The following is a 25,624-nucleotide window of genomic DNA, read 5'->3' as shown; positions in this document are numbered from 1 at the left end:
CGATGGCAACGCCAGGCGGGACTCAGGCCGGCCGAACTGGCGCCATCACCAGCGCATCACCTTGCAGCACCGGTTTGCCGCCCACGCTGCAGACGCAATCGAGCTCGATGCGGTTCTTTTCGCGGTCCACCGATTTCACCGTGACGCTCGCGGTGACGGTATCGCCGAGCTTCACCGGCCGGCGGAAGCGCAGCGACTGGCCGAGATACACGGTGCCTGGGCCAGGCAGGTGATTGCCGAGCAGCGCGGAGATCAGGCTCGCCGTCAGCATGCCGTGCACGATTCGGGCGCCGAACTGCGTTGAGGCGGCGTAATCCGCGTCGAGGTGCACCGGGTTGGTATCGGTGGAGACGTCTGCGAAGGCGCGCACGTCGGCGTCGGTGAAGGTCTTGCTGATGCTGGCAGTCTCGCCCGCCGCGATCTCATCGAGGTAGCGCGGGGCGGAAGGGGTGACACTCATGCGGAACTCCGGCTCGAAAGGAATAGCGGATTGTGCGCAGCGATGCGTGACAGCACATCGCTGCAGATCAAGACCTGGCCGGCCTGCTAGGGCGCCGGCCGCTCGGGCAAGCCCGCGCGGATACGCTGCGAGAAATCAGGCGACGAACCGACCTCGCGGGCCCGTGCGGTGATATCGCTGCGCAGACGTAGTTCGGCCAGCGGCATGCTGGTGTTGATGACCTTCTCCTCGTACGCAAGCTCGTCGAGGTGGCCATTCGCGAGAATGCGCCAGTCGGTCAGCTTGCTGATGCCGAACACATGCTTCACGTTCTTGAAGATCATCGTCGTGCAATTGCCGGTGAGCGCGTTGTACCAGGCGGGGTGGCTGGCGAGCTCGTTGAACTCCTCCACGTAGCCTTCGAGCAACGCGCGCGCGGCCGCTGGCGAGGTGCCGAGCTTGTAGAGCCGGATCTGCTCGTTGCGGTGATTGGTCCGCACGCCGAGCACATCGCGCTCGTCGGCGACCACGTAGTACAGCTCGAACTGGCGGAAGAAGCCGAGCAAGGCGGAGTATTCCTCGCCCTTCTCCTTGCGCGTCTCGATCGATACGGCAAGCGGCGGCGCGTCGTCAAACTCCCACACCATGATCGTGTGGCCGTACTGCGTCGGGCCCCAGAAGCTGATCGCCAGATCCAGCCCTCGCAGCTTCGTCAGGTCGTAGCGGCGGGTTTCCCAGTGCGGCTCAAAGTCGGTGTCGCTGCTGCGATAGGCGAAATTGCGCACGTTATGCACGGTCAGGATATTGCCGTCGATCGTCGCCGTCGGAGGGTTCGCCACATCCGGCAGCCAGTCGCGCTGGTTGCTCGCCGGAATCGCCAGCCACCACATCAGCACCACCGCAAACGCAACGATCGCGGCCAGGGCACCACGGCGGAACGGGCGGACCCGAACCAGCAGCGCGATCACCGCGCCAGCGTAAAGCCCACACAGACCGGCCGCCACCGGGCGCGACGCGGGACCGTCAATCCACAAGGCCGCGACAGCCCAGAGGCTGACGAGAACGGCCACCAGGCCGAGCAGGAAGCGTGCGATCGGGCGCATGCAGAATCTCCGGACGTGAACGCGGTGAGGTTAGCCGCTTGGCCGGCACTTGTCTGCACTAAGTCATGACAAGCGCTGGCGGCTTGCCCACAATGCGCCGCAAACGCCTTTACTAGGATCTGCATGTACACACGCGCCCTGCTCGCCGCCATCGCCCTGCTGACCACCGAAGTGATCGCCGCACCGATAGCCGGCATCGCTGGCGTGATGGACGCGGCGGGCGCTTCGCAATCGGCGCCGGCTGCGCACAGCCCGGCCAATCCGGATGCGATGGACGCCGCAAGCATCGCCGCCCGTATGAAGGCTGCGCAGGATGCACTGGCGCGTGCGGACAACCGCCAGGCGGCCGACGAAGCGCTGCCGCCCGGCATACCGCCCGAGCTGCTCAGCGAGCGCCGCTACCTGCTGCAGCAACAGGTGACGGCCTACGCCTTGCAACTCGACATGATCCGCCGCGCCGAAGCACTCAAGACCCGTGCGGAAATCATCTCCGGCGCCGACGTCATGACGCCGACGGACGAACTCGGAAAGCCGCCGTACTCGATCGTGCTGGTTGATCGCCTGCGGCAGCAGTTGCAGACGGTCGCGCTGGCGGTCGATTCGATCGAAGCGCAGCAGCTCGTGGTGGCCAAGGAACGCGAGATCGTCACGCGCGACTACGACGCCGCGGAGCTCAGCCGCCGCCAGAGCTTCGAGGCGCTGGAACGCAACCGGGTAGCCGGCGATCTGCCACGCCTGCGCTGGCTATGGCAGTTTTCCGAGCTGCGCGCCCATAGCCATGGCGCCCGCTTGCAAGCCCTGCGGCAACAGGAAGGGGTACTGGCGACCGAACTCGCCCAGACAAGCAGCGCCTTCCGCGAGCTCGAAGCGCGGGTGGCGCAGACTGAGAGCAAGGTGCGCTTCAACGCGGCGGACCGCGAAGTGCTGTTGGCCCGTCAGGCCGAACGCCGCACCGCACTGGAGGGCGAGCTGGCGAACGCGCGCGCAGACGCAAACGCACTCGAACAGAGCCTGCGCCAACGCCAGCAGGAACGCGACGAACAGCGGGACACGCTGGTCAAGCTGCGGGCCGCGCTGGATGCCGCGCGCAACCAGATGAAGACGCCGGGCGTGGCGGGCGGCAAGGACAAACACAGCCATACGGTCAGCATCGCCGAGCTGGAAGCCAAGATCGCGCGCCTGAACGACAGCATGACGCAAGCGCAGCGCCTGCTCGAACTCGAGCAGGTGCGTGCGATGACCGCAGGCGACAAGATCGACATCCTGACCCGCCTCATCGAATCGCAGCACTTCCAGCATGTGTTCTGGGATCTGCGCTATGCGGCCGAGCAGCCCGGCGCCACGCAAGCCACCACCGAAGCGCTGCGCAATGGCGTGCGCGAACTGACCGAGCGGATCAAGGAACCGTCGCGCAGTCTGCGGCATGAGCTTCAACTGACCCTCGATCAGATTTCGGCAATGCAGGATCGACAGGCGAACGCAACGCCGGAAGAAGCCGCGCTGATCCGGCAGACCATCAACGCCATGCAGGATCGGGTGCAACTGCAGTTGCGCGGCCTGACCGAGGTTGGCCAGCTTCGCCTGATGGCCACCCGCTGGAGCGAGGAATTCAACCGCGAAGCCGCCGACCGCAGCGCCAAGGCAAGGCTGGACGCGATCCGCAACGAGGTTGTCGACACCGTCGGCGACATCTGGTCTTACGAGTTCACGACCGTCAGCGACACCGCGATCGTCGACGGTCAGACGATTGCCACGCAGCGTGGCGTCACCGTGGGCAAACTGGTCATTGCACTGATAACGCTGTTCGCCGGCTTCTGGCTGGCGCGGCGCGTGGCGCGCTTGTTCAACAACCACATCCATGCGCGCTTCGGCATTCCGTTGCAGACGCTCAACACCGCCAGCAACTGGGTGCTCTCCGGCGTGTTCGCGATGCTGTTCGTGATCAGCCTCGCGATCGTGCGGATTCCGCTCACCGTGTTCGCCTTTCTCGGCGGCGCGATCGCGATCGGTGCCGGCTTCGGCATGCAGACGCTGCTGAAGAACCTGATGAGCGGGCTGATGCTGCTGGTCGAACGCCCGTTCAAGCTGGGCGACACCGTCGAAGTTGCCGGCAAGCGCGGCACCGTAACCGACATCGGCGTGCGCGCCAGCACGATCCGCAACATCGACGGCATCGAGACCCTGGTGCCGAACGCAAGCTTCATCGAGCAGGAAGTCACCAACTGGACCTACACCTCCGGCAAGGTGCGCTTCGCGGTGAAGATCGGCGTGGCCTACGGCGCACCCGCACGACGCGTGGCCGAACTGCTGCTGGAGGTGGCCCAGCGCCACGGCAAGATCCTGAAAGACCCGGAGCCCGAGGTACTGTTCGAGGACTTTGGCGCCGACGCGCTGAACTTCGGCCTCTATTTCTGGCTCGATCTGGATGCCGGCACCGCAGGGCGGATCGTCACCAGCGACGTGCGTTTCATGATCGACAAGGCCTTCGCCGAAGCGGGAATCGTGATCGCCTTCCCGCAGCGCGACGTCCACCTCGACACCTCGCGTCCACTGGAAATTCGCATGCTCGACACCGCGGCGCCAGGCAGCCCGGTGGCGACTTGACTGGCCTCAAGCCCGGCCAACACGCACCGTGACAAGCGCGTCGGGCGCACCGCAGAATGAGTTCGTTGCCAGCGCGTGATCCGCCTTGCGACGTGTCCATCGAGACCATGAATCAAGACCGGCACAGACCGGCAACCGGGGGAGAAACCATGACTGCGCCACTGCGCTGCGCTCGCATCGAAGACTCGATCGATGCGCTGATTGACCGTGTCGGCAAGAACATCGTGATGGCGATGCCGCTCGGCATCGGCAAGCCCAATGCCTGGATCAACGCGCTCTACCGGCGGGCGAAGGCGGATCCGACGCTCAAGCTGAAGATCTTCACGGCCCTGTCGCTGGATCGCCCGCGCGGCAAGAGCGCGCTGGAACAGCGCTTTCTGGGGCCCTTCGTCGAGCGCGTGTTCGGCAACTACCCGGACATGGACTACTCGATCGACGTCAAACGCAATGCGTTGCCGCCTAACGTCGAGATCTGCGAGTTCTTCCTGAAGACCGGTGAGTATCTCGGCAACGCCAACGCACAGTCGAACTACGTGTATTCGAACTACACCCACGCGGTGCGCGATGCGCTGGCGCAAGGCGTGAACGTGTTCGCGCAGGCGATTGCGGTGGAGGACACGCCAGACGGACCGCGCTATTCGATGTCGTGCAACACCGACCTGACGATCGATGCGCTGGAACAGGCCAATCGCGACGGCGTCCAGCACATGCACCTGATCGGCGTCGTGAATCGCGAATTGCCCTTCATGCCGAACGACGCGCTCCTGCCCGAAGAGGACATCTCGATCCTGGTCGACGATCCGGCCTCCACGCACACGATCTTTGCGCCGCCCAACATGAAGGTGGACGACCAGGACTACGGCATTGCGCTGTATTCCAGCAGCACCGTGAAGGACGGCGGCACGCTGCAGATCGGTATCGGTTCGCTTGGCGACGGCATCGCGCATGCGCTGATCCTGCGCGACCGCGATAACGGCACCTACCGGGCGATGCTCAAGGCCCTCGGTGGCCCGCTGCATGCCGGCCACAACTACCAGGAGGCCTTCACGGAAGGCCTCTACGGCTGCAGCGAGATGTTCGTGAATGGCTTCATGGAGCTGATCGACGCCGGCATCATCCGCCGCGAAGTGTTCGACAACGTCGCGCTGCAGACGCTGCTGAATGCCGGCAAGGTCGGGCTGATCCCGGACGAAGCCATGCTCGAAGCCCTGCTCGAAGCCCGAGCGATCGGCTCGCCGCTGTCGCGGGCCGACTTCGACTTTCTGCACCACTTCGGCATCCTGCACGCCGATGTGCGGCTCGAAGACGGCGCCCTGCTGCGCGGCGCCGAGCGACTCCCCGCCACGCCGGCCGATCCCGCAGTACGCAAGGAGATCGCCGCCCGGATGCTGGGCGAGCGACTCACGCACGGGCGCCTGATGCACGGCGGCTTCTTCATCGGCCCGACGCATTTCTACGACCGCCTGCGTACCATGCCGCGCGAGCTGCTGGCCAAGATCAACATGACGCGGATCAGCTTCATCAACCAGGTGATGGGGCAGGAGCAGCTCGCCGCCACGCATCGGCGCGATGCCCGCTTCATCAACACCACGATGATGGTGACGCTGCTCGGCGCAGCAGTGTCGGACGGACTCGACACCGGCAATCTCGTGTCCGGCGTCGGCGGCCAGTACAACTTCGTCGCGATGGGCCACACCCTGCCCGGCGCACTGTCGATCCTGATGTTGCGCTCCTGGCGCATCGGCAAGGACGGCAAGCCGACCTCGAACATCGTCTGGAACTACGGCCACGTCACGATTCCGCGCCACCTGCGCGATGTGTACATCACCGAATACGGGATCGCCGACGTGCGCGGGCAGTCCGACGCCGATGTGATCAAGCGCCTGCTGGCCATCACCGACTCGCGCTTCCAGGACGAACTGCTCGCCCGCGCCAAGGCCAACGGCAAGATCGCGCAGGACTATCAGATCCCGCCGGAGCAGCGGCAGAACCTGCCCGAGGTGCTATCGCAGCGCCTTGCCGAGTTCCACCAGCGCGGCCTGCTGCCGGACTTCCCCTTCGGTACCGATCTCGATGCGACCGAGCTCACGCTCGCCAAGGCGCTGATGAAGCTTAAGGCCCAGCAGAAGTCACCGCTGTCTCTGGTCGGCTCCCTGATCCGCGGACTCTCGGCGACACCAAAACCGGAACTGCTCGCACGCATGGGGCTGGATCAGCCGAAGGATTTGAAGGAGAAACTGATGCGGGCCTTGGTGGCGGGGAATTTGTAAGACCGGCCGCCGCGCGCATCAGCCATCCGGATCAGCGGCCCTTGGCGGGTTCCTTCACGATCCCGCGCAAGGTTCGCTCCATCTCGCCATTGCACAGCTGCCGATAGCGCTGTGATTCTTCCACCGAGTCGATGATCGCGTGCTCGCGGTCGACTTGGTGGAAGTTCGCTTCGAGCTGCGCCATCCAGCTGACGCGGGCACGCTCCAGCACCGCTTCGCGGAGTGCGGCCGGCTCGCCCATCCACGGCGGCGCGCCGCCCTCCTGGGCGCGCAGGCTTTCTTCGACGAAGCGGGCCGTCTTTTCGAGCTGGGCCAGGTTGGCGGCGACATGGCGCTGTTCATGCGCCAGCACTTCATCATGGCCGCAGGTGCCGGGCGGGAACTCGGTGGCGACGTACACCTGCTGGTTGAGGATCAACTTCACTTCAATGCGCGAGCGGATGCAGCTGCGCGCGCCGTTGCGTTCGCGCAGTCCCTGGTAGCTCCAGCGCATGTCGTAGCGCTGCCGCACCTGGGTCAGCCCAACCACCACTTCGCCGGCCTTTAAGGGTTGCTTGCGCAGCACCGCAAGCTCGGCGGCGCTGTGTGCGAGATCCAGTGGCGGTGTTTCGAGTTCGGTGAGGACGCGGATCTCCACCGGCTGCAGTCGCGTCTCGCACAAGGCCGCAAAGGCGTCCGGGCCCCGCTGCGTGCCCTCGGCATATGCCACGTTGGCGACAAGCCCGAGCAACAGCGCCAAGCGGGAGAAAACGGGACGGATCGATCTGAACACGATACGCATCGGCAACGGCGGGGCGCCCATTCTGGCAGCCCCGCAAGCGCGATGCGAGGGTGTCAGCCAGCCTTCTTGCGCTTGGCGGCGGGTTTCTTCACGGCAATCGCACGCGCCGCACCGGCGTTGAGCGGTTCGATGAACTGGTTGTTCACCCAACCCTCGATGTCGGTATTGCCGACCACCTCGACACGGTTCCAGCGATCGCCCGCCTCCAGCAGCACGAGCTCGGTGCCCTTCTTCAGGGCGGGCGCCACTGCGGGGAATTCGGCACCGGCACCGGCGCGGATGTTGAGGCTGCTGGCGGTCACGCGGTAGTGCGGCGCGCTGTCGTCGGCACGCCCGTGCATGCGTCCGCGCAGGGCTTCGAGCGGGAAGGCCGGGCCGGGGTCGGTCTTGCGGCCGCGTGCAATGTCCTCATGGCCCAGGATGTCTTCCAGACCGTAGCGCGCCACCAGCAGTTCCGCCAACTCGAAGGCGCGCTCGATCTGCACCGCGGTGTAGGCCTGCCAGGGCATCACCGGCCCGCCGTACTTGTGTGCGGCGATTACCACCTGATCCTTCGGCACCGGTTTGCCAAAACTGGTCTGGAAACTGTCGCCCACCTGCCGCAGGCCGCCAGCGTTATCCATCTCGATGCCGATCGAATGCTGGTTGAGGCCAATCACACCGTTCCACTGGCTCACGCCGGCATGCCAGGTGACGACATTGAAGGGGGCAAGCTGGATGATGCTGCCGTCGCGCGCCAGCACGAGGTGGGCGGAAGCCTTCGCGGCAGGGTTGCACAGCCAGTCGGCCGAACTCTGTGCCGAGGCGCCGCCGGTGAAATGCATGATGAGAAAGCGCGCGGTCAGCGCACCACCGCGGTTCGGTGTTTCCTGCTTGCGCACCTGGTCGCCGGTGAGCCAGTGGTTTCGGATGTCCATGATTCGCCCCGTCCGCGCGCAGCGATTGCCGCGCCTCAGTCCTAGGCGTAGACGGTGCGCCGTGAAGAGTCAAACCGCCCATGAAAAAGGGCGATGCGGTCACCCGCATCGCCCTCTGGTTCGCAGTCGGCGCGACTTACTTCAAACGCACCGGTATGAACAGACGCTGATTGCCGCGCAGCACCAGCAGCGCAAAGCGATCACCCGCGGCATCCAGCCGCGCCGTCATCTCCTGCATCGTCGTAACGCGCTGGTTGTTCACCGCGATGATCACGTCACCGGGGCGCACGCCCGCCTGTGCCGCGGGGCCAGCCACGTCCTCGACCAGCAGCCCGCCCGGCACGCCGAGCTTGCCGGCTTCGCGCGATTCGAGCTGACGCAGTGCGAGGCCAACCTTGCCACTGGGCTTCTCGCCACCCTTGCCAGCCGTCGGCTTGCTGCCTTCGCCCGGCATCTCGGCCAGCGTCGCGGTGAATTCGCGGCTGGCCTTGTTACGCCACACCTGCAGCTTCACCTTGTCGCCCGGCTTCAGGTCGCCGATCACGCGCGGCAGGTCGGTCGATTCCTTCACTTCCTGACCATTCACCGCGAGGATCACGTCGCCCGATTCCAGGCCCGCCTTCGCAGCGGGGCCATCGGGCTCGACCTGCGAAACCAGCGCGCCCTTGGCTTTGTCGAGGCCGAAGGTCTGCGCCAGGTCGTCGTCCATGCCCTGGATCAGCACGCCGAGACGACCGCGCTGCACCTTGCCGTACTTCTGCAACTGGTCGCGCACCTTCATCGCGGTGTCGATCGGGATCGCGAACGAGATGCCCATGAAGCCGCCCGAGCGCGAGTAGATCTGCGAATTGATGCCGATCACCTCGCCGTTCAGGTTGAACAACGGGCCGCCGGAGTTACCGGGGTTGATCGCGACGTCAGTCTGGATGAAGGGCACATAGGTTTCGTCCGGCAGGCGGCGCGCCTTGGCCGAGATGATGCCGGCGGTCACCGTGTTGTCGAAGCCGAACGGCGAACCGACCGCGATCACCCATTCGCCGACCTTGGCATGCTCGGCGTCACCGATCTTCACGGTCGGCAGGTTCTTCGCGTCGATCTTCAGCAGCGCCACGTCGGTGCGCTTGTCGACGCCGACCACCTTGGCCTTGAACTCGCGCTTGTCGGTCAGGCGCACGGTCACTTCGGTTGCGCCATCCACGACGTGGGCGTTGGTCAGCACATGGCCGTCCGGGCTCACGATGAAGCCGGAGCCGACGCCTTGCTGCACGCGCGGCTGACCGCCCTGCTGGCCACCCTGGCCGGGCACCGGCACACCGAAGCGGCGCAGGAAGTCGTAGAACGGGTCATCGGCAAACGGATTCTCGCCGGCGGTCTCACCGCCGGAAGCGCGCACGCTGGAGACGGCGATGTTCACCACCGCTGGCCCCACCTGTTCGACGAGGGCCGAGAAGTCGGGCAGGCCGGCACGCGCCGTGGCGGTGGCCGTGCTGCTCGCCGCGGCAACCGGGGCCGAGGCCAGCGCGCTGGCATGCGAGGTCGATACACCGGGCCCTTCCTGCAGGCATCCGGCAAACGCCACCGCAGCCACACTGGCGAGCGCGAGCGAACGGGGTAGCGTCATCTTCATCTTTGCATCTCCGTATTGGAATGGAAGTGGGATTATCGATGCGACACCGGCGACCGCAATCCGGCCGCTTACATGGCATTACAAACTGGGGATGCCTGTTGCAATTTTCAAGCCGGTACGGCGTCAGGGATACAATCGCAGGCTCCCTCCCGGCACCGGAATCGCTTCGTGACGCTCACCGATCTGCGCTACATCGTGTCCCTCGCACGCGAACGCCATTTTGGCCGCGCGGCGGAAAAATGCCACGTCAGCCAGCCCACGCTGTCGGTGGCGGTGAAGAAGCTTGAAGACCAGCTCGGCGTGATGCTGTTCGAACGCAGCGCGGCCGACGTCAAGCTGACCGAAATCGGCGCGCAGATCGTGGCGCAGGCCGAACGCGTGCTGATGGAAGCGCAGCAGGTGCGCGAGATCGCCGAAGCCGGCAAGGACCCGCTGTCCGGGCCGCTGCGCCTGGGCGTGATCTACACGATCGCACCCTACCTGCTGCCGCGGCTGATTCCGCTGATGCGCGAGCGCGCGCCGCGCGTGCCGCTGATCATCCAGGAAAACTACACCGCCAAGCTCACCGAGGCGCTCAAACGCGGCGAGCTGGACGTGATCGTGATCGCGCTGCCCTTCGTGGAAAGCGGCATCGTCGCGCAGGCGGTGTATGACGAACCCTTCCGCGTCGTGATGCCGCCGGGCCACCCGTGGGCCGCGCTGCCCGAGGTGCCGGCCAGCAAGCTGATGGAAGAACCGCTGCTGCTGCTGGGTGCGGGCAACTGCTTCCGCGACCAGGTGCTCGAAGCCTGCCCGCGCTGCGCCAACCCGAACGGCGGCAGCGGCTTGCAGAAGACGCTGGAAGGCAGCTCGCTCGAAACGATCCGCCACATGGTCGCGACCGGCGTCGGCGTGACGGTGCTGCCAAGCGCCGCCGCCGACGGCCTGAACACCGCGCACGGCCTGGTCGAAGTGCGCCCCTTCGTCGACCCGCAACCGCATCGCACGGTGGCGATCGCGTGGCGTGTGACCTATCCGCGCAACGGCATCATCGACGTGCTGCGGCGCGCGATGCTCGACACCGCGCTGCCGGGCACCAAGCCGCTGCGCTGAGCAAGGGCCGCTCAGGCGGTCGCCGTCTGCAGCGCTGCGAGCGCCGCCAGCAGCGGTGTCAGGGCGTCGCACAGACGGTCGCGTGCGGCGCTCACCGCGGCGGCGTCGCCACCCTCGCGCAGCAGGCTCTCAAGCGCGATTGCGGCGGCTTCCACCTCCAGCGCGCCGATGCTCGCGGCGCCGCTCTTCAGCGTATGCGCAAGCCGCTGTGCGAGCGCTGCGTCGCCCACGCTGCGCGCGGCGTCGAAGTTGGCCGCAAAGCCGGCGTGCGATTCGTGGAAGATGCGCAGGTACTTCAGGTAGGTCTTCGGTCGCCCCATCGCGCGGGCGAGACCCACTGCGGTATCGACGCCCGGCAGCGGCGGCACGCCGTCGGGGGGCGTTGAAGTACCCCCCGGGGCCCCGCCGGTTCCCGCCGCGGCGGCCGACAGCATGGCCGGCATCGATGCGCGAGCCGGCGCTGCGGCCAGCGGAGGTGTAAGTGGCGCGATCCAGCGCATCAGCACGTCGAACAAGCGCTCCGGATCGACCGGCTTGGAGATGAAGTCGTTCATGCCTGCCTCCAGAACCCGCTCGCGTTCGCCGGCGAGCGCATTGGCCGTGAGCGCGATGATCGGCAGACTCGCCAGTGCGTCTTGCTGGCGCAGGGCGCGTGTTGCCGCATAGCCATCCATCACCGGCATCTGGCAATCCATCAGTACCGCGTCGAAACGCTGCTGGGCCAGCATCGCGACCGCCTCGGCGCCGTTGCTCGCCAGCGCGACACTGACGCCGACGCTCTGCAGGTATTCGCGCGCCACTTCCTGATTGAGTTCGGCGTCGTCGACCACCAGCACGCGGCTGCCTGCAAGCGCAGCAAGCGCTTCGGCTGCGGTGTGCCGACGCACCTCGGGTGCCGGCGCGTCCTCACAACCGAGCGCCCTGGTCAGTGCGACCACAAGGGCCTTGCGTGTGACCGGGCGGTCAAGGCGTTGAATGGTGCAAAGGCCGGTCGTCGCGAGGTGCAATTCGAACTCGGCGCATGAACTGCCGCTGCACACGTTCACAAGCGGCGGCGGCGCGGCACAACGCCACGCAGGAAGCACGTCGCCCGGAAGGCCGCAGTCGACCAGCAGCACGTCGTATGGCGAGCCTTGCTCACGTGCAGCGTCGATCGCGTGACACAGCGCCGGCATGCTGTCGGCGAGCGAGACCTCCAGCCCGAGTTCCACACAGCGCTCGCGCAGCAGCTCGCGGCCGCGGCTCGGTGGTGCAGCCCACAGCACGCGTCGGCCCACCAGCGCGCCGGGCATCGGGAACTCGGCTGCGCTGCCGACCCGCCCCAGTTGCACCGTAAACGCGAAGCTACTGCCAACGCCTTCGGTGCTGCGCACCCGGATCTCGCCGCCCATCAGGCGCACCAGCTGACGACAGATCGCCAGCCCGAGACCAGAGCCGCCGAAGCGCCGCGCAATCGAGGCCTCGGCCTGCGAGAACGCATCGAACAGCAGCGGCAGGCGATCGGCGGGGATGCCGTCGCCACTGTCTTCAACCTCAAAGCCCAGCGTCACCGTCCCCGGCGTCGCCTCCACGCAGCGGACGCGCACCGCGATGAAGCCGGTACGCGTGAACTTGGTCGCGTTGCTGCAAAGGTTGACGAGCACCTGCCCGAGCCGCAGCGGATCGCCGACGAAGCGTGCCGGCACCTCAGGCGGCGTATCGAAGTAGAGCTCGACACCGTCATGTACCCGCGTGTGCACCATGTCGGCGAGGTGTTGCAGCACATCGTCGAGCGCGAACTCGACCGATTCGAGCTCGAGCCGGCCGGCGTCGATGCGCGAGAAGTCCAGCACATCGTTGATGATGCCCAGCAGCGATTGCGCGGAGCGATTCACCTTGATGATGAAGTCGCGCTCGCGCAAGGCCAGCGGGCCCTGCAGGGCGAGGTCGGACAGCCCGATGATGGCGTTCATCGGCGTGCGGATCTCGTGGCTCATGCGGGCGAGAAACTCGCTCTTCGCGCGTGCGGCGGTTTCCGCCACCTCACGCGCCTGCGTGAGCTCCGACTCGATCGCCTTGCGTTCGGTGATGTCCTCATGCACACCGATGAAATGCGTCGGTCGGCCGTCCGGATCGCGCAGCGACGCGATCGCCGCGGCCACCCAGCGTGCTTCACCGTCCTTGCGCAGATTCAGGAATTCGCCGTGCCATTCGCCACCGCCCAGAATCGTGCGCCAGAGGCCCTGATACTCGGCCGCGGTCGTGTGGCCGGACTTGAGCCGACGCGGCGTCTCGCCGATCAGTTCGCTCGGCTCGAAGCCGTAGAGCGCGCAGAATTTCGGGTTCACATATTCGATGTGCCCGTCGGTGTCGGTGATCAGGATCGCAGAGGCGCTCTGCTCGACCGCACTGGACATCAACTGCAGACGTAGCTGCTGGCGCTCGCGCTCGGTGATGTCGCGGAACACCAGCAACACGCCGCTGCCGGCCGCCGCCGCGAGCGGGCGGATGTAGTAGGCCGCGCGCAGCGCGCCGCCATCGGCCATGCGCACTGTCGCACCCTCGCCCGAGACCGGCTCGCCCGTGCGCAGCACATGCGCAAACGGGCCGTCCGTATCGGCGGGATGATCGGGAATCTCCAGCGGCACGGCATCGCGGTAATGGCGCCCGATCACCGCCTCCGCGCTTACGCCAAAGGTACGCAGCGCGGTCTGGTTCATGTAGCGAACATGGCCTTCGCTATCGACCTCGACGACACCTTCGTCCACCGCATCGAGGATCGTTTCGGCGCGCACTTCGGCGCGCAGCGCGCGCGCCTCGATCAGCTCCTGTTCGAGCCGCGCACGTTCGGCTTCTGCGGCGCGAAGTTCGGTCACGTCGGTGAAGAAACCGAACATCGCCGCGCGCTCCTCGTAGCGGATCTCCGACGCGAAGATGTCGACCACGAAGCGCTCGCCGTTGCTGCGCACCGCCGGCAGGTTGCTCGCGCGCCCGCCGTGGGCGCGGATCAGCGCGCTGAACTCGGCCTCGACCTGTTTGCGCGCGTCCTCCGGGTAGAGCACGGTGGTCGGGAAGCCGAGCAGTTCATCCTTGCCGCGCCCGAACATGCGCTCGGCAGCGGGGTTCGCATAGAGTATCGAGCGATCGGCCCGGCTGATGATGATGATGCCTTCCTGCGCAGCCTCCAGCACCGAACGGGCACTCGCCTCGGAACGCCGCAAGGCCTGTTCCGCCAGTTGGCGCTCGGTGATGTCGATGACGATGCCGACACTCTTCGCGGGCCGCCCTTCATCGTCGAGGGCGGTGTCGCCTTCCTCGCGCACCCAGCGGATGCTGCCGTCGTCCATCGCAAGGCGAAACTCGATCGAGAAGCGCTTGCCGTCCGCACACGCGCGTTCGATGACTTCCGACACAAGGGCTCGATCGTCTTTGTGGATGCGCTGGCGGAAGGCAGCCGGATCGGGATTGCCGGGCCGCAGCCCGAGAATGCGATAGACCTGCGGTGACCAGTAGCGCCGCCCGTTGCGCCAGTCGGTTTCCCAGTGCCCCAGGTTCGCGACGCGCTCTGCCGCTTCGAGGTTCTGCGCCTTCTCGGTGAGCTCGGCGGTTCGCTCGGCCACGCGCACCTCGAGCATGCCCTTCGCGCGCTGCAACGAGGCCGTCGAGTACGCCAGGCGTGCTGACATCGCGTTCAAGGTGCTCGCGAGCTCGCCCAGTTCATCGTGGCCGGCATAGCCCACCTCGCCCCCCAGATTGCCCGCCGCCACTTCCCGGCTGAAGGCGGTAAAGCGCTGCAGCGGGCGCACCAGGCGCCAGCCGAGCACGATCGCGATCGCGGCGGTGGCGAGCAGCAAGCCCGCGACGATAGGCAGCAAGGCCAGCTTGATCGCGCGCACCGGCGCCAGCGCTTCTTCCGCCCCGATGCGCGCCACCAGGCCCCAGCCGTAGTCGGGCAAGGGGCGCCACGCCGCGAACACCGGCTCGCCGCGGTCGCCCTGCGTCAGCCCGCGCCCAGCCGGGCCAGCGAGTGCAGCCTGCAGACTGAGGCCACGCGTGCCTGCCAGGTTGAAGCGTTGCGTGAAGGCGAGCTCCGGATGGCCACGCGGTGGCGTAAGCACCAGCACTTCGCCCTTGCCTTCCCGGCGCAGCAGCAACAGCTCGCCGCTGCGGGTGTCGGCCATGCCGGCTTCGAGCGGCCGCAGGAATTCTCGGTTGTTGAGCTGCAGCACCAGCACGCCAAGCACTTCCGCCCCGCGCACGATCGGTATCGTGGCGAAGGCGGATTCCGCGCCGGTGGGGGCATACATCTCATGCGGCACGAAGCTCGCACCCTGCTCGTCAATCGCGGTATGCAGGCCCTGCGCGAGGCGCGTCGCGCCCGACGTGGCGGCGCCCACGAAGAGCGAAGTGGAGGGGGGCGTTTCCTTCTGCTGCGACATCACGACGCGGCCGTCGCGATCGACCAGCATCACGTCGTAGAGGAAGGAAAGGCCGATGAAATTGAGGGTGGCGAGGCACTCCGCATCGCGCTTGCGGTAGTCCGCGCTGTCGGCGTCGCCTCGGTCGAGCGCGCGCGACAGGCTTTCGAGACACTGAGCAGTCGCCGGCAGCGCGGCGAACACGCGGCCGTCGTTGAGCACCTGCTCGATCCATGCGCGCAAGGCCCGCTCGCGCCCCTGCGCCACCTCGTCCATACGCTGGCCGGTGGCACTGCCGATCTGCTCTTCGAGGCTGGAAATGACGAAATAGGCGGTCAGCGCCGTGGGCACCAGACTGCTCAGCAGCAGCCAGCCCAGCAGGCGGGCGCGAATCGAGCTGAACAGCCTCGGTTTGGGCGTACTGCCGACCACGGCTGCGCGGCCCGCCTAACCCGCGCCGCGGCCCAGGCCGGCGATGTCGGCGAACACCGCGCGGCCGAGATCGCCCGCCTCGGGGGCCGACGAAGCGAAGATGTCCGGGTCGCGCGCCAACAGGTCGAGGAAGACCGCAAGCAACTGCGGGTCGCGCCAGCCACGCGCGCCCTCGTCGCGCAGGATGCGCAGCACCTCGGTCTGCGGCAAGGCCGGCTTGTAGGGGCGGGCATAGGCCAGCGCATCGTAGATATCAACGATCTGGAACACGCGCGCCAGCAGCGGAATCGCCTCGCCCGCGAGGCCATCCGGATAGCCACTGCCATCCCAGCGCTCGTGGTGCGAGCGGATGATCGGCACGGTGCGCGCCATGCTCTTGAGCGGCGAGCACAGCCGCGCGCCGATCAGCGTGTGCTGCCGCATCACCTTCCATTCGTCGTCGGTGAGCTTCGCCGGCTTCATCAGGATCGCGTCCGGGATGCCCAGCTTGCCGATGTCGTGCAGCACGCCACCACGGCGCAAGGCCTGCAGATCGGCTTCGGCGAGCCCCAGCGCACGGCCGAACTCGACCGAGTTGTGCGCCAGCCGGCTGCAGTGGTCACCGGTGTTCTCGTCCTTCGCCTCGACCATGCGGGCGAGCGCGAAGAGCATGGTTTCCGCGTTATCAAGCTGGTCGGTGAGGCGTTTGTGCTCGACCGCCGCGCGCACGCGCGCATGCAGTTCCACCGGATCGAAAGGCTTGCGGATGAAGTCGGTGGCGCCGGCATCGAGCGCGGCAGCGAGATCCTGGCTGCCGGAGTCCCCGGTGAGCATCAGGATCGGCAACATTGCGTCGCCCAGATCATGGCGAATCCTGCGACAGACTTCGTCACCCGACATGCCGGGCATGTGGCGGTCCAGCAGCACCGCGTCGAAATGCTGCGAGCCCAGCAGGGCCAAGGCCGCGGCGCCGTCGGTGCATTCGGTGACACGGATGCCCACTTCGTCGAGACAGTCGCTCGCCACCGCTCGAGCGAGCGGATCGTCATCGACAACCAGCAGGTGGTAGCCGTTCGCGGACATGATGTGCCCTCCCCCGCTTATGCGGTGCCGGTCTCCTGCGCCAGGCGCGCGGCAAGTGCGCGAAGGCCGGCGCTGGCGTCGTCCGCGCTGTCGTAGACGTTGGATACTTCGTAGGTCGCCGCGCGCAGCAACATCGCGACGCGTTCTTCCTGCGATTCACTCAGGCCCATGTGCAGGAACTCGCGCTCGGTGCCGTGCAGCATGGTTTCCAGCGCCACCGTGATGGCGCCGCGCTGCGCGCGCCGCTGCGCTTCGATGGCGTCGATCGCCCGGCGCGTCTCGTCCAGCATCTCGCGCAACTGGCGCTCGCGCAGCCGCACCGCCGCGTCGGCATCGAGCGCGCGAACGCGCGCCGAGGCGGCCTCAGCCAGAATCGCGAGATGGTCGCGCAGGCGCCCCGCGCGGTCCGGGTCGTCGAGCGGCATGTTCTTCACCAGCAGCGTTACCCCGGGGTAGTTGAAGGCCGCGCGGCGGCCAAGGCTGACGATTCGGTCCTGCCCGCCCATCAGTGCCAGCACGCCCGCTTCCATCGCGCTGGCTTCGCCCTGAGAGGTGCGGATCAGCGGCGCGGCGCTGCCACGCAGGCTCAGCGCGCCATCCAGCCCATACTGCGTGAGCGCGGCGAACACCGCCGTCGCGAGCGCATCGTAGTCGGTGCAGCCAAAGCCGCTGCGCATGAATTCGATCACCACGCCCAGCTCACCGGCGCTGCTCATCGCGGTGAAAGCGGTGCTGAAGGCGCTCTGGGCGCTTGCGGCAAGGCGCTTGCGCTCGGCGAGCTGGCGCACGATGCCCTGCACCCGCGCGTTGAGCTCGATTGCGTCGAAGGGCTTGGCGATGAAATCCTCTGCGCCAGCTTCCAGCCCCGCGAGCCGGTCCTCCAGCGTGTTGAGGCCTGAGAGGAACAGCACCGGGATGTCGGAAGTCGCGAAATCGTCCTTCAGCCGACGGCAGGCCTCGAAACCATCGATACCCGGCATCTGCACATCCAGCAGGATCAGGGCCGGCTGAAGTTCGGCCGCCATGTGCAAACCCTGGCTCGCGTCCTGCGCGCCGGCCACGCGCCAGGCGGGCTCCAGCGCATCGGTCACCATCTCCCGGATCAGGGCATCGTCATCGATGACGAGCACCAGCCCGACGTCATGTTCGTTTTGCATCGCTTCCCCCAGATTTCCCACCATGCTTATCGGGTGAATCGAGTTCCGCCTTGAGGGGTATCAGCTTCAGGCGCGGCGGCGGTCACGATAGCCCTGCACTATGCGAAGCATCCACACCCTCAATTGGGCGGGGCAGACGCGGGCGTCTAGGCTTCAGTGTAGGCAGATCGGGGCGCGATGCCAGCCGATCGCGCACAAACGCAGGAGAAACCGCATGAGCATCGATATCGGCATCAACGACAGCGACCGCGCGCGCATCGCGGACGGGCTGTCACGCCTTTTGGCGGACACCTACACGCTCTACCTGACCACGCACAACTTCCACTGGAACGTGAAGGGCCCGATGTTCAACACGCTGCACCTGATGTTCGAGGCGCAGTACACCGAACTGGCGCTGGCGGTGGACCTGATCGCCGAGCGGATCCGCGCACTCGGCCATCCCGCGCCCGGCACCTACTCGGCGTATGCACGCCTGAGCTCGATCGGCGAGCCGGCCGACGGGCTGTCGGCACTCGACATGATCCGCCATCTGGTGGCCGGGCAAGAGTCGGTGGTGCGCACCGCGCGGCATGTGTTTCCGCTCGCGGATTCGGCGCACGACGGCCCGAGTGCGGACCTGCTGACGCAACGCATGCAGGTGCATGAGAAGAACGCCTGGATGCTGCGCAGCCTGCTGGAGAGCTGAAACGAAAACGCCCCCGACTCGGCGGGGGCGTGTGTCGCGGGCCGCGCTGGGCCGCTTACTGCAGGTGCTGCTGGAAAAAGCGCAGGATGTGGCCCCATTCGAGCGCCTGGTTCTCGCGCTTGGCGGTGCCATGGCCCTCGTCGGCAAAGATCATCAGTTCGACCTTGGCGCCTTTGGCTTTCGCGGCCTCATACATCTGCACCGCCTCGCCGACCGGCACGCGCGGATCCGACGCGCCCTGGCTGATCAGCAGCGGCGCCTTCAGGCGGTCGATGTAGGTGGTCGGCGAGAGCTTCAGCAGCGCGATGCGATCCTTCTCCGGGTCGCCATACTCGGTGATGCGCAGCTGGCGACGATACGGTGCAGTGTTCTGCAGGAAGGTCAGCAGGTTCGCCATGCCGACCGCCGAGGCGCCTGCATCGTAGGCACCGGCGAACATCGTCATCGCGATCAGCGTGGAATAGCCGCCGTAGCTGCCGCCGAACACGCCGACCTTAGGCACCACGCCGTTCTTCGCCCAGGCACTGCGGATGTACTTAGACGCGTCCTCGATGTCGGTGATCACATCGAGCCGTTTGAAGCCGTTGTCGGCGTCGAGCCAGTTGCGCCCGTAACCGTCGGAGCCCCGCACATTCGGATCGACGACGATGAAACCGGCATCGACGAACATCTGCCACAGCGGCGAGAAGCCGGGGCGAGACTGTGCCTCCGGGCCGCCGTGGAAGTGCACCAGCACCGGGCAAACCGGCGCCTCGGCGCCTTCGCACTGCGGCGGGCGGCGTACGAACATCGGGATCGGCGTGCCGTCGCGGGCCGGGTAGCTCTCCAGCCGTGCGGTGACGAAGCGGCCGGTATCTTCTTCCGGTGCCGACGGCGTGATCCAGCGCGTCAGTTTCTTCGTCTGCCAGTCCCACACATAGCTCTGGCGCGGTGCCTTCGGCGTGCCGACGGCAAGCGTCACGAAACGGCCATCCGGTGTCGCAGATCCAACCAGCTGGTGGTCCGCGTCGGCCGGCCAGGGTAGCGCGAGCGGCTTGCCGGTCTTCAGGTCGATCGCATGGGTTCGGCTGTAGCCGGCTTCATTCACCGTGTAGTACAGCCGCTTGCGCGCATGGTCGGTGCCGAAGGATTCGACATCCCACTTCAGCTCACCGGTAATCGGCGTGAAGTTGCCGGCGCGCCAGCGGTAGAGGCGCTGGAAATTGCCGAACTTGTTGGTGCTCACCAGCAACTCACCGGGCGCGGCACCGAACTGCGCCTCGTAGTTCTCCTTCTCGCCCTGGCCGAACAGCGTCGTGACGCGCCCACCGCGTTCGAGCACCACGTATTCACGCGATTGCGAGCCGGTGTACTTCACCAGTAGCAGGGTGCCGTCGTCGGCCAGATCGGCCACGTTCCACAACCCGGCCTCGTTGAAGATCTGCACCTTCTCGCCACTTGCGATGTCGTAGCGATAGACCGCATAACTGTCGGGCTTCTGGTCGTTGGCAGTGAAGTAGAGGAAGCGGCTGTCACGGCTGATCGCGCCGAAGCGCGACTGCACCTTCGGCAGGTGCTGCACCATCTTCAAGGCGCCGCCGCCCACCGCTTGCAGGTAGATGCCCGGGTTTTCCTCGCCCTTGCGATCGCGCGATACGACCAGCCACTTGCCGTCCGGCGTCACTGCCAGCGGCAGGGTGCGGTCTTCGCCGCCGGTCATCTGTACCGGGAAGCGATCCGGGCCATCGAGCCGCCACACCTGATCGCTGCCGCTGACGCGCCAGCTGAAGAACAGGCGCTTGCCATCCGGCGCCAGCAAGCCGGTGCCCGGTGCGCGCAGATCCAGCATCGACTGGATGCGGCGCGAGACTTCGGGCGGCAGTGGCTTCGGGCGGAATTGCTCAAGCGTCGCCGGGCTGACCGATTCGGCACCAAGGCCGGCGTAGTCGGTCTGTGCGCTGGCCGGGGCCGCGAACAGCGGGGCGCCCAGCAACAAGAGCAGCGCGAGTTTCGGGATGCGGGACATCGGTACAGGCTCCATCTTTCGGGGCTGCCGCGCGTTGCCGCACGGCCGGGAAGTCGCGAAGCGCGATTGTAGGACGAGCGACGCCACAAAAGACAACGGGGCACCGAAGTGCCCCGCTGCGTCGGGCGATCACCGCTTTTTCGGCGCCCTCAGGCGCTGCGCGCGCGCTCGGCCTTGTCGCCCTTGTCCGCCTTCTCGGCGGGCAGTTCGACCACGTTGTCGCGCAAGGCGTCGCCGCCAACCTGGGTAATCGTGCCCTGCACGCCGGCGCCCACTTCCATCTGAAGCTTGTGGTAACGGATCGTGCCGGAGACGCGCGCCTTCGGCTGCAGTTCGAGGAAGTGTTCGACTTCGAGATCGCCGATCACGGTGCCGTTGATCACCGCGTCGTAGCAACGCACGCTGCCTTCGATGCGGCCCTTGTCCGACAGCACCAGCAGGCTCTTCTCCTTCTTGCTGTCGCCGTCCTTGCCCATCGCATTGCCCTTGAGCGTGCCGTCGATGCGCAGGCCGGAGCCGAACACGATATCGCCGGTGATCTCGACGTCTTCGGCGATCAGGCTCGAGAGTTTGCTGACTTCGATCAGGTGCGGTTTCTTGCTCTTGCCGAACATCGGGGGTCTCCTGCAATGGTGTGTCGCGCGCCGGTGCCAACCGTTGGCCGGCGCATCATGGAATCGGATGGTGGGTGGCGGCTAGCGCCGACCCTCCTGCGCCTTGCGGAAGAAGGTCACTTCATCTTCCAGCGCACGGATGCGTTCATTGAGGCCATCGACCTGGCGCTCCAGCTCGTTTGCACGCGCCTCGCTCATGCGCGAGCGCAAGGTGCTGTCCTCCAGCGCCTTGTGCAGCGTTCGCAGTTCGCTGCGTGCCTCGGCCAGCTCGCGCACGTTGGCGCTTTCCGGCGCGAACAGCAGGAAGCCGCCAACCAGCAAGCCTGCAACGACGATGCCGCTGAGCACGCCGATCGCCAGATGCGTGGTCGGCCGCTTGCGGCGCGACAACACCAGGCCGGCATGGGTCAGCTGGCGCGTGCGGCCGGCGCGGAACGGGATCGCCATGTCAAAGCCCGGCGAGGTAGTCGCGCGGGTCGACATACTCGCCGTCGCGGATCACCTCGAAGTGCAGATGCGGCCCGGTCGAACGGCCGGTGGAGCCAACACGCGAGATCTCCTGGCGCGGCTCGACGAGTTGCCCGGTCTTCACGAGCAGCTTCGACGCATGGGCGTAGCGCGTCATCAGGCCGTTGCCGTGGTCCAGTTCCACCACCCAGCCGAAATCCGGGCTCCAGCCGGCAAACGCGACAACGCCGCCCGCGGCCGCGCGGATCGGCGTACCCGGGTCAGCAGTGAAGTCCAGCCCTGCATGAAAGGCCAGCCGCCGCGTGATCGGATCGACACGGTTGCCGAAGGTCGAGCCGATTTCGACGCTTTCGATCGGGCGACGGCTGGGGAAGGTCATGAGGCCAAGGTTGCGTTGTGCGGTGACCTGGCCGATCTCGCTCAGTTGCGATTCGACACGCGCGAGTGCGGCATCCAGCTCGGCCATCGGGTCATGGCTGCTGATCACGCGCGGCGGCAGCATCGGGCCGCCGCTGCCACCCTTGCCCTGGGTTTTCTTCTCGTAGTCTTCGAGTACGCCAATCTTGCGGCCAAGATGGGCGGCCTCGTTTTCGAGCTTGAACACACGCCCGGCGATCGCGCCGAGCTGCTCAACGGTGTAGGGGTTCTGCCGGAAAGAGGGCAGCTTCGGCAGTGCAGCGGGCGAGCCACCGGCCATCAGGTAGCCAAGCACGGCGCCAAGCGTCAGCAGCAGGGCGGCCACGCCAAGGCCGGCGACCAGCAGGGTGCGGGTCGACAGCGTGCGCACCCCCGAGGCGGTCAGCCCGCCGGTGGACAGCATCACAAACGCCATTCTTTTGTCTCCCTCCCTTGGATCTACTTTTGGTGTCTCGCGCCCGGGCCGGGATTGCCGGAGGGGCCGGGGCTGTCCGGGTGGCAGCGCCTGGCGTTGGCAGCTGATGACCTCGGACGAGCGGGTGGAAAGCGCGACTTTAAGTGTAAAAGCCACCGACGCGCAATGCCGCCGTCAAGCAGAAAGTCGAGCTGGATCAAGCCATTGCATGCGGCAGCGCAATGAAAAACGCCCCGTATCCGGGGGCGTTTGTGTCTTCAGGCAGAGCAGTTCGCGCCGTGTTCAGGCGCTGCCGCGTTCGATCCGCTCTATCCGCTTCCCAAGCCGCGCAAGGTCGTCGCGCAGCGCGGCCACGTCGCGGCCGAAGGCCTCCAGCTCAGGCCGTGGCGGTGTCAGGCGCGCTTCTTCGATCGCGTATTCGCGCAGGTTGTCGACCAGGTTGCGCGCCGCTTGCCGGCCCCAGCCGGCAAACTCACGAGCGCCCTGATGCAGCCGATGCGCAAGCGGGTCGCCAACGATGCGCGAGAGGTCTTCCTCGGCATCCCACTCAAGGTTGCGCAGCACGAAGCCCAGGGTTTCGGCGAAATGCGCGTCGCCCGAAATGCGCGCCTGGCGGAACAGGGCATCAGGACCGTCCGGCAGTTCAGCCAGGGCGCCGGCCGGCAAAGCAAGCCGCACATCGGCATCGTCCGCTTCCGCGCAGGCTGCGATCTGGCCGTTATCGCCGATCACGAAATCCACCGCCACCGCGCCCAGCGCCAGGTGGGCGCGGCGTCCGGCGAAAGGCAGCAGCCGTTCGCGCGCCCAGGCATTGCGCGCCAACAAGTGCCCCAGCAGGCGCGCAAAGGCGTTGCTGGGGAGCGTCGGACGAGCGACTTCGCTCATCGCGTTCAGGCGACCTGCTGGATACCCGCCAGCACCCAGCCGCCGTTGCCGGCAACCGGCTTGGTCAGGTGCCAGACCTCGTTGAAGCCGGAGGGCGGGGCATCCTTCTCTTCGCGCAGCAGGCCGTGGAAACGCACGCTGGCAATGTAGCGATTGCCTTCCTCAGCCACTTCGAGCACTTCAGCATCGAGCTGGATCACGTCGGTCTGGTTCGCCGCGCCGCGACGCTCGTCGATGTCGAGCTTGAACTCGGCGAACATTTCCGGCGTGGTGAATTCGCGGATGTCGTCGAGGTTGCCGGCGTCGTTGGCCGCCTGCAACCGCACGAACTGAACCTTGGCATTGCGGGTGAAACCCTCGGCATCGAACCCGGCTGGCAGCGTGTTGGCCACCGGCTCGGCGGCGAGCGGCGCAGCGCCGCCGCCAATCGAAGTCACGACCGGGCGATCAGCCTGTGCGTTGTACGGCGCACCCGCACCGGCGTACTGCATCGGCGAAGCCTGCTGCGGTGCTTTGCTGGCCATGAAACGGCGGATCAGCATGAACACGACACCGGCCGCGAGCACGGCAAGCAGGATGCCGGCAAAGTCACCGCCGACGCCGAAGTGCGACAGCAGCGAAGCCAGCCCGATACCGGCGGCGAGGCCAGCCAAGGGGCCCGCCCACTTGCGCCAGCCGGAGGGTTGCGCCGCCGGCGGCGTGACGCCCGGCTTGGCAGCAGTCGGCGATGCCGGTTGCGGCGCGGCCTGCGGCGGGGTAGCCGGGCGCGCCGGTGCAGTGGCCGGTGTGCGCTGCATGCCGATCGAACGGCTGCCGCCCAGGCGCTTGGCCTCGGCATCCGCCACAACCATCGCGCTACCGATGAAGATTGCAAACACCGCGATCATCAGACGTTTCATTCGTTGGACTACTTTCGTGTCAGTGGGGTCGGGCTGTTAGATGCGAGCGAGCACGACAAGTTCAAGGGCTGGCCGCGAAAGCCAAACCCTTGGCACTTGCGGTAACGGAATCAGAACTTGTAGCCGCGATGCAGCGCCACCGCGCCAGCCGCGAGGTTGAAGTACTGCACGCGTTCGAGCCCGGCGCCGCGCATGATGTCGGCCAGCGCGTCCTGATCCGGGTGCATGCGGATCGATTCGGCGAGGTAGCGGTAGCTGTCGGCGTCGTTGGCGACCTTCTTGCCCATCCACGGCAGCAGCTTGAAGGAGTAGGCGTCGTACACCGGCGCGAGCGGCTTCCAGATCTTGGAGAACTCGAGCACCAGCAGGCGGCCGCCCGGGCGCAACACGCGGCGCATCTCGGCCAGCGCGACGTCCTTGTGCGTCATGTTGCGCAGGCCGAAGGCCACGGTGACCAAATCGAAACTGTCCGAAGCGAAAGGCAGCTTTTCGGCATCGCACTGCGCGGTCGGCAGGTTGAAACCCTTGTCGAGCACACGGTCGCGGCCGACGGCCAGCATTGCGTGGTTGATGTCGGTCAGCCACACCTGGCCGGTGTCGCCGACGCCCTTGGCAAACGCCAGCGAGAGGTCGGCGGTACCGCCGGCCACGTCGAGCACGCGCTCGCCGGGACGCACGTTGGCGATGTCGATCGTGAACTTCTTCCACAGCCGGTGCATGCCCATCGACATGAGGTCGTTCATCACGTCGTACTTCTGCGCCACCGAGGTGAACACCCCGGCAACCTTCTTGGCCTTTTCGCTCTCGGCAACGGTTTCGTAGCCGAAGTGCGTGGTCTTGTCGTTCATCGTCAATTCCTCAATGGCTGCCGCAACTGCCCGACCCACAGCCGCCCTTGGGCGCCTTCGGCGTTTCAGTGTCGCGGCTCGCGCCGGCCTCTTCGAGGCGGCGCAGGTATTCGGCCCACAGCGGTTCGTGCCGCGCGCCCAGCTGGTACAGGTAATCCCAGGTATAGAGCCCGCTGTCGTGCCCGTCGGTGAAGACGAGCTTCACCGCATAGTGGCCGACCGGCTCGATCGCGCTGATGTTCACATCGCGCTTGCCGGTCTGCAGCACTTCCTGACCTTCGCCATGGCCGCGCACTTCAGCCGACGGCGAATAGACGCGCAGGTATTCGCAGGGCAGCTCGAAGCGCTCGCCATCTGAGAACGCGATCTCAAGCAGGCGCGAGCGCTGATGCAGGCGAATATCGGTCGGGATCGGGGTATCGGTATCGAGTCCGCTCATGGGTGGCCTCCGCGCACGCTTTCGTGCAAGCCGGGCAGTTTACCCCAGCGGCGGCGCCGGGTCGGCGG

The 25,624-nt window shown here is 66.6% G+C and carries 20 protein-coding genes; 4 read left to right on the top strand and 16 right to left on the bottom strand.

The features are described from left to right. Positions 1–22: 22 nt before the first annotated feature. A complete protein-coding gene (locus tag JY500_RS00360; RefSeq protein WP_172201990.1) occupies positions 23–460 on the bottom strand; it encodes a MaoC family dehydratase in 438 nt (145 codons plus the stop codon). A gap of 86 nt (positions 461–546) precedes the next feature. Next, positions 547–1,542 (bottom strand): Lnb N-terminal periplasmic domain-containing protein, encoded by a 996-nt coding sequence (locus JY500_RS00355; RefSeq protein ID WP_206254673.1) that lies wholly within the window; start codon positions 1,540–1,542, stop codon positions 547–549. A 123-nt stretch (positions 1,543–1,665) separates the two neighbouring features. Here JY500_RS00355 and JY500_RS00350 point away from each other — a divergent pair, with 123 nt between their 5' ends. Then, on the top strand, positions 1,666–4,146 hold the full coding sequence (locus tag JY500_RS00350; protein ID WP_206254672.1) for a mechanosensitive ion channel domain-containing protein: 2,481 nt from the start codon (positions 1,666–1,668) through the stop codon (positions 4,144–4,146). A 149-nt stretch (positions 4,147–4,295) separates the two neighbouring features. Continuing rightward, positions 4,296–6,416, top strand: coding sequence for an acetyl-CoA hydrolase/transferase C-terminal domain-containing protein (locus JY500_RS00345; protein WP_206254671.1), 2,121 nt, complete (start codon positions 4,296–4,298; stop codon positions 6,414–6,416). Between the two features lie 31 nt (positions 6,417–6,447). On the opposite strand, the gene JY500_RS00340 is transcribed toward JY500_RS00345, so the two are convergent. The 3 genes from JY500_RS00340 to JY500_RS00330 all read right to left on the bottom strand — a co-directional run bounded on the left by JY500_RS00340 (position 6,448) and on the right by JY500_RS00330 (position 9,741). Beyond that, entirely contained in the window at positions 6,448–7,188 is a 741-nt protein-coding gene (locus JY500_RS00340) for a hypothetical protein (RefSeq protein ID WP_206254670.1), read from the bottom strand. Positions 7,189–7,250: 62 nt separating this feature from the next. Further along, positions 7,251–8,114: an N-acetylmuramoyl-L-alanine amidase gene (locus JY500_RS00335; RefSeq protein ID WP_172201996.1), complete on the bottom strand. Its 864-nt coding sequence runs from the start codon at positions 8,112–8,114 to the stop codon at positions 7,251–7,253. A gap of 136 nt (positions 8,115–8,250) precedes the next feature. Then, a complete protein-coding gene (locus tag JY500_RS00330) occupies positions 8,251–9,741 on the bottom strand; it encodes a DegQ family serine endoprotease (RefSeq protein ID WP_172201998.1) in 1,491 nt (496 codons plus the stop codon). 168 nt (positions 9,742–9,909) lie between these two features. Between JY500_RS00330 and JY500_RS00325 the strand changes: the two genes are divergently transcribed. Next, positions 9,910–10,833 carry a hydrogen peroxide-inducible genes activator gene (locus tag JY500_RS00325; RefSeq protein ID WP_172202000.1) on the top strand — a complete coding sequence of 308 codons (924 nt, stop codon included), beginning with the start codon at positions 9,910–9,912 and terminating at the stop codon, positions 10,831–10,833. A gap of 11 nt (positions 10,834–10,844) precedes the next feature. Here the strand turns inward: JY500_RS00325 and JY500_RS00320 are convergent, their stop codons facing one another. The 3 genes from JY500_RS00320 to JY500_RS00310 are packed head-to-tail and all read right to left on the bottom strand — an operon-like array spanning position 10,845 to position 17,881. Beyond that, positions 10,845–15,662, bottom strand: a complete 4,818-nt coding sequence (locus tag JY500_RS00320) for a PAS domain S-box protein (RefSeq protein ID WP_206254669.1) — start codon at positions 15,660–15,662, stop codon at positions 10,845–10,847. A gap of 15 nt (positions 15,663–15,677) precedes the next feature. After that, the gene (locus JY500_RS00315; protein WP_206254668.1) at positions 15,678–16,724 is read right to left on the bottom strand and encodes an HD domain-containing phosphohydrolase; all 1,047 of its coding nucleotides are present in this window, start codon (positions 16,722–16,724) and stop codon (positions 15,678–15,680) included. 17 nt (positions 16,725–16,741) lie between these two features. Then, positions 16,742–17,881: a response regulator transcription factor gene (locus JY500_RS00310; RefSeq protein ID WP_206254667.1), complete on the bottom strand. Its 1,140-nt coding sequence runs from the start codon at positions 17,879–17,881 to the stop codon at positions 16,742–16,744. A 214-nt stretch (positions 17,882–18,095) separates the two neighbouring features. On the opposite strand from JY500_RS00310, the gene JY500_RS00305 reads away from it, so the two are divergent. Then, on the top strand, positions 18,096–18,566 hold the full coding sequence (locus JY500_RS00305) for a Dps family protein (protein WP_172202008.1): 471 nt from the start codon (positions 18,096–18,098) through the stop codon (positions 18,564–18,566). 55 nt (positions 18,567–18,621) lie between these two features. Here JY500_RS00305 and JY500_RS00300 read toward each other — a convergent pair whose 3' ends face one another. From JY500_RS00300 to JY500_RS00265, 8 genes are all read right to left on the bottom strand, one after another. Next, complete coding sequence (locus tag JY500_RS00300) at positions 18,622–20,571, bottom strand: S9 family peptidase (protein WP_206254666.1); 1,950 nt, start codon at positions 20,569–20,571, stop codon at positions 18,622–18,624. A 149-nt stretch (positions 20,572–20,720) separates the two neighbouring features. Next, positions 20,721–21,185 (bottom strand): bactofilin family protein, encoded by a 465-nt coding sequence (locus tag JY500_RS00295; protein WP_172202012.1) that lies wholly within the window; start codon positions 21,183–21,185, stop codon positions 20,721–20,723. An 81-nt stretch (positions 21,186–21,266) separates the two neighbouring features. Continuing rightward, positions 21,267–21,632 (bottom strand): hypothetical protein, encoded by a 366-nt coding sequence (locus tag JY500_RS00290; protein WP_206254665.1) that lies wholly within the window; start codon positions 21,630–21,632, stop codon positions 21,267–21,269. A 1-nt stretch (position 21,633) separates the two neighbouring features. Then, complete coding sequence (locus JY500_RS00285; protein ID WP_172202016.1) at positions 21,634–22,485, bottom strand: M23 family metallopeptidase; 852 nt, start codon at positions 22,483–22,485, stop codon at positions 21,634–21,636. 282 nt (positions 22,486–22,767) lie between these two features. Next, positions 22,768–23,370 (bottom strand): ubiquinone biosynthesis accessory factor UbiJ, encoded by a 603-nt coding sequence (locus tag JY500_RS00280; RefSeq protein ID WP_172202018.1) that lies wholly within the window; start codon positions 23,368–23,370, stop codon positions 22,768–22,770. A 5-nt stretch (positions 23,371–23,375) separates the two neighbouring features. Continuing rightward, positions 23,376–24,269, bottom strand: a complete 894-nt coding sequence (locus JY500_RS00275; protein ID WP_172202020.1) for a Tim44 domain-containing protein — start codon at positions 24,267–24,269, stop codon at positions 23,376–23,378. Between the two features lie 110 nt (positions 24,270–24,379). Beyond that, positions 24,380–25,117 carry a bifunctional demethylmenaquinone methyltransferase/2-methoxy-6-polyprenyl-1,4-benzoquinol methylase UbiE gene (gene ubiE, locus JY500_RS00270; protein WP_206254664.1) on the bottom strand — a complete coding sequence of 246 codons (738 nt, stop codon included), beginning with the start codon at positions 25,115–25,117 and terminating at the stop codon, positions 24,380–24,382. 10 nt (positions 25,118–25,127) lie between these two features. Further along, complete coding sequence (locus tag JY500_RS00265) at positions 25,128–25,556, bottom strand: gamma-butyrobetaine hydroxylase family protein (RefSeq protein WP_206254663.1); 429 nt, start codon at positions 25,554–25,556, stop codon at positions 25,128–25,130. Between the last annotated feature and the right edge of the window lie 68 nt (positions 25,557–25,624).

It is taken from the genome of Niveibacterium microcysteis, from assembly GCF_017161445.1.
In the GTDB taxonomy this organism is placed as follows: Bacteria; Pseudomonadota; Gammaproteobacteria; order Burkholderiales; family Rhodocyclaceae; genus Niveibacterium; species Niveibacterium microcysteis.
Note: the sequence above shows the minus strand (reverse complement) of the source record. Positions and strands in the feature narration are given on the sequence as shown.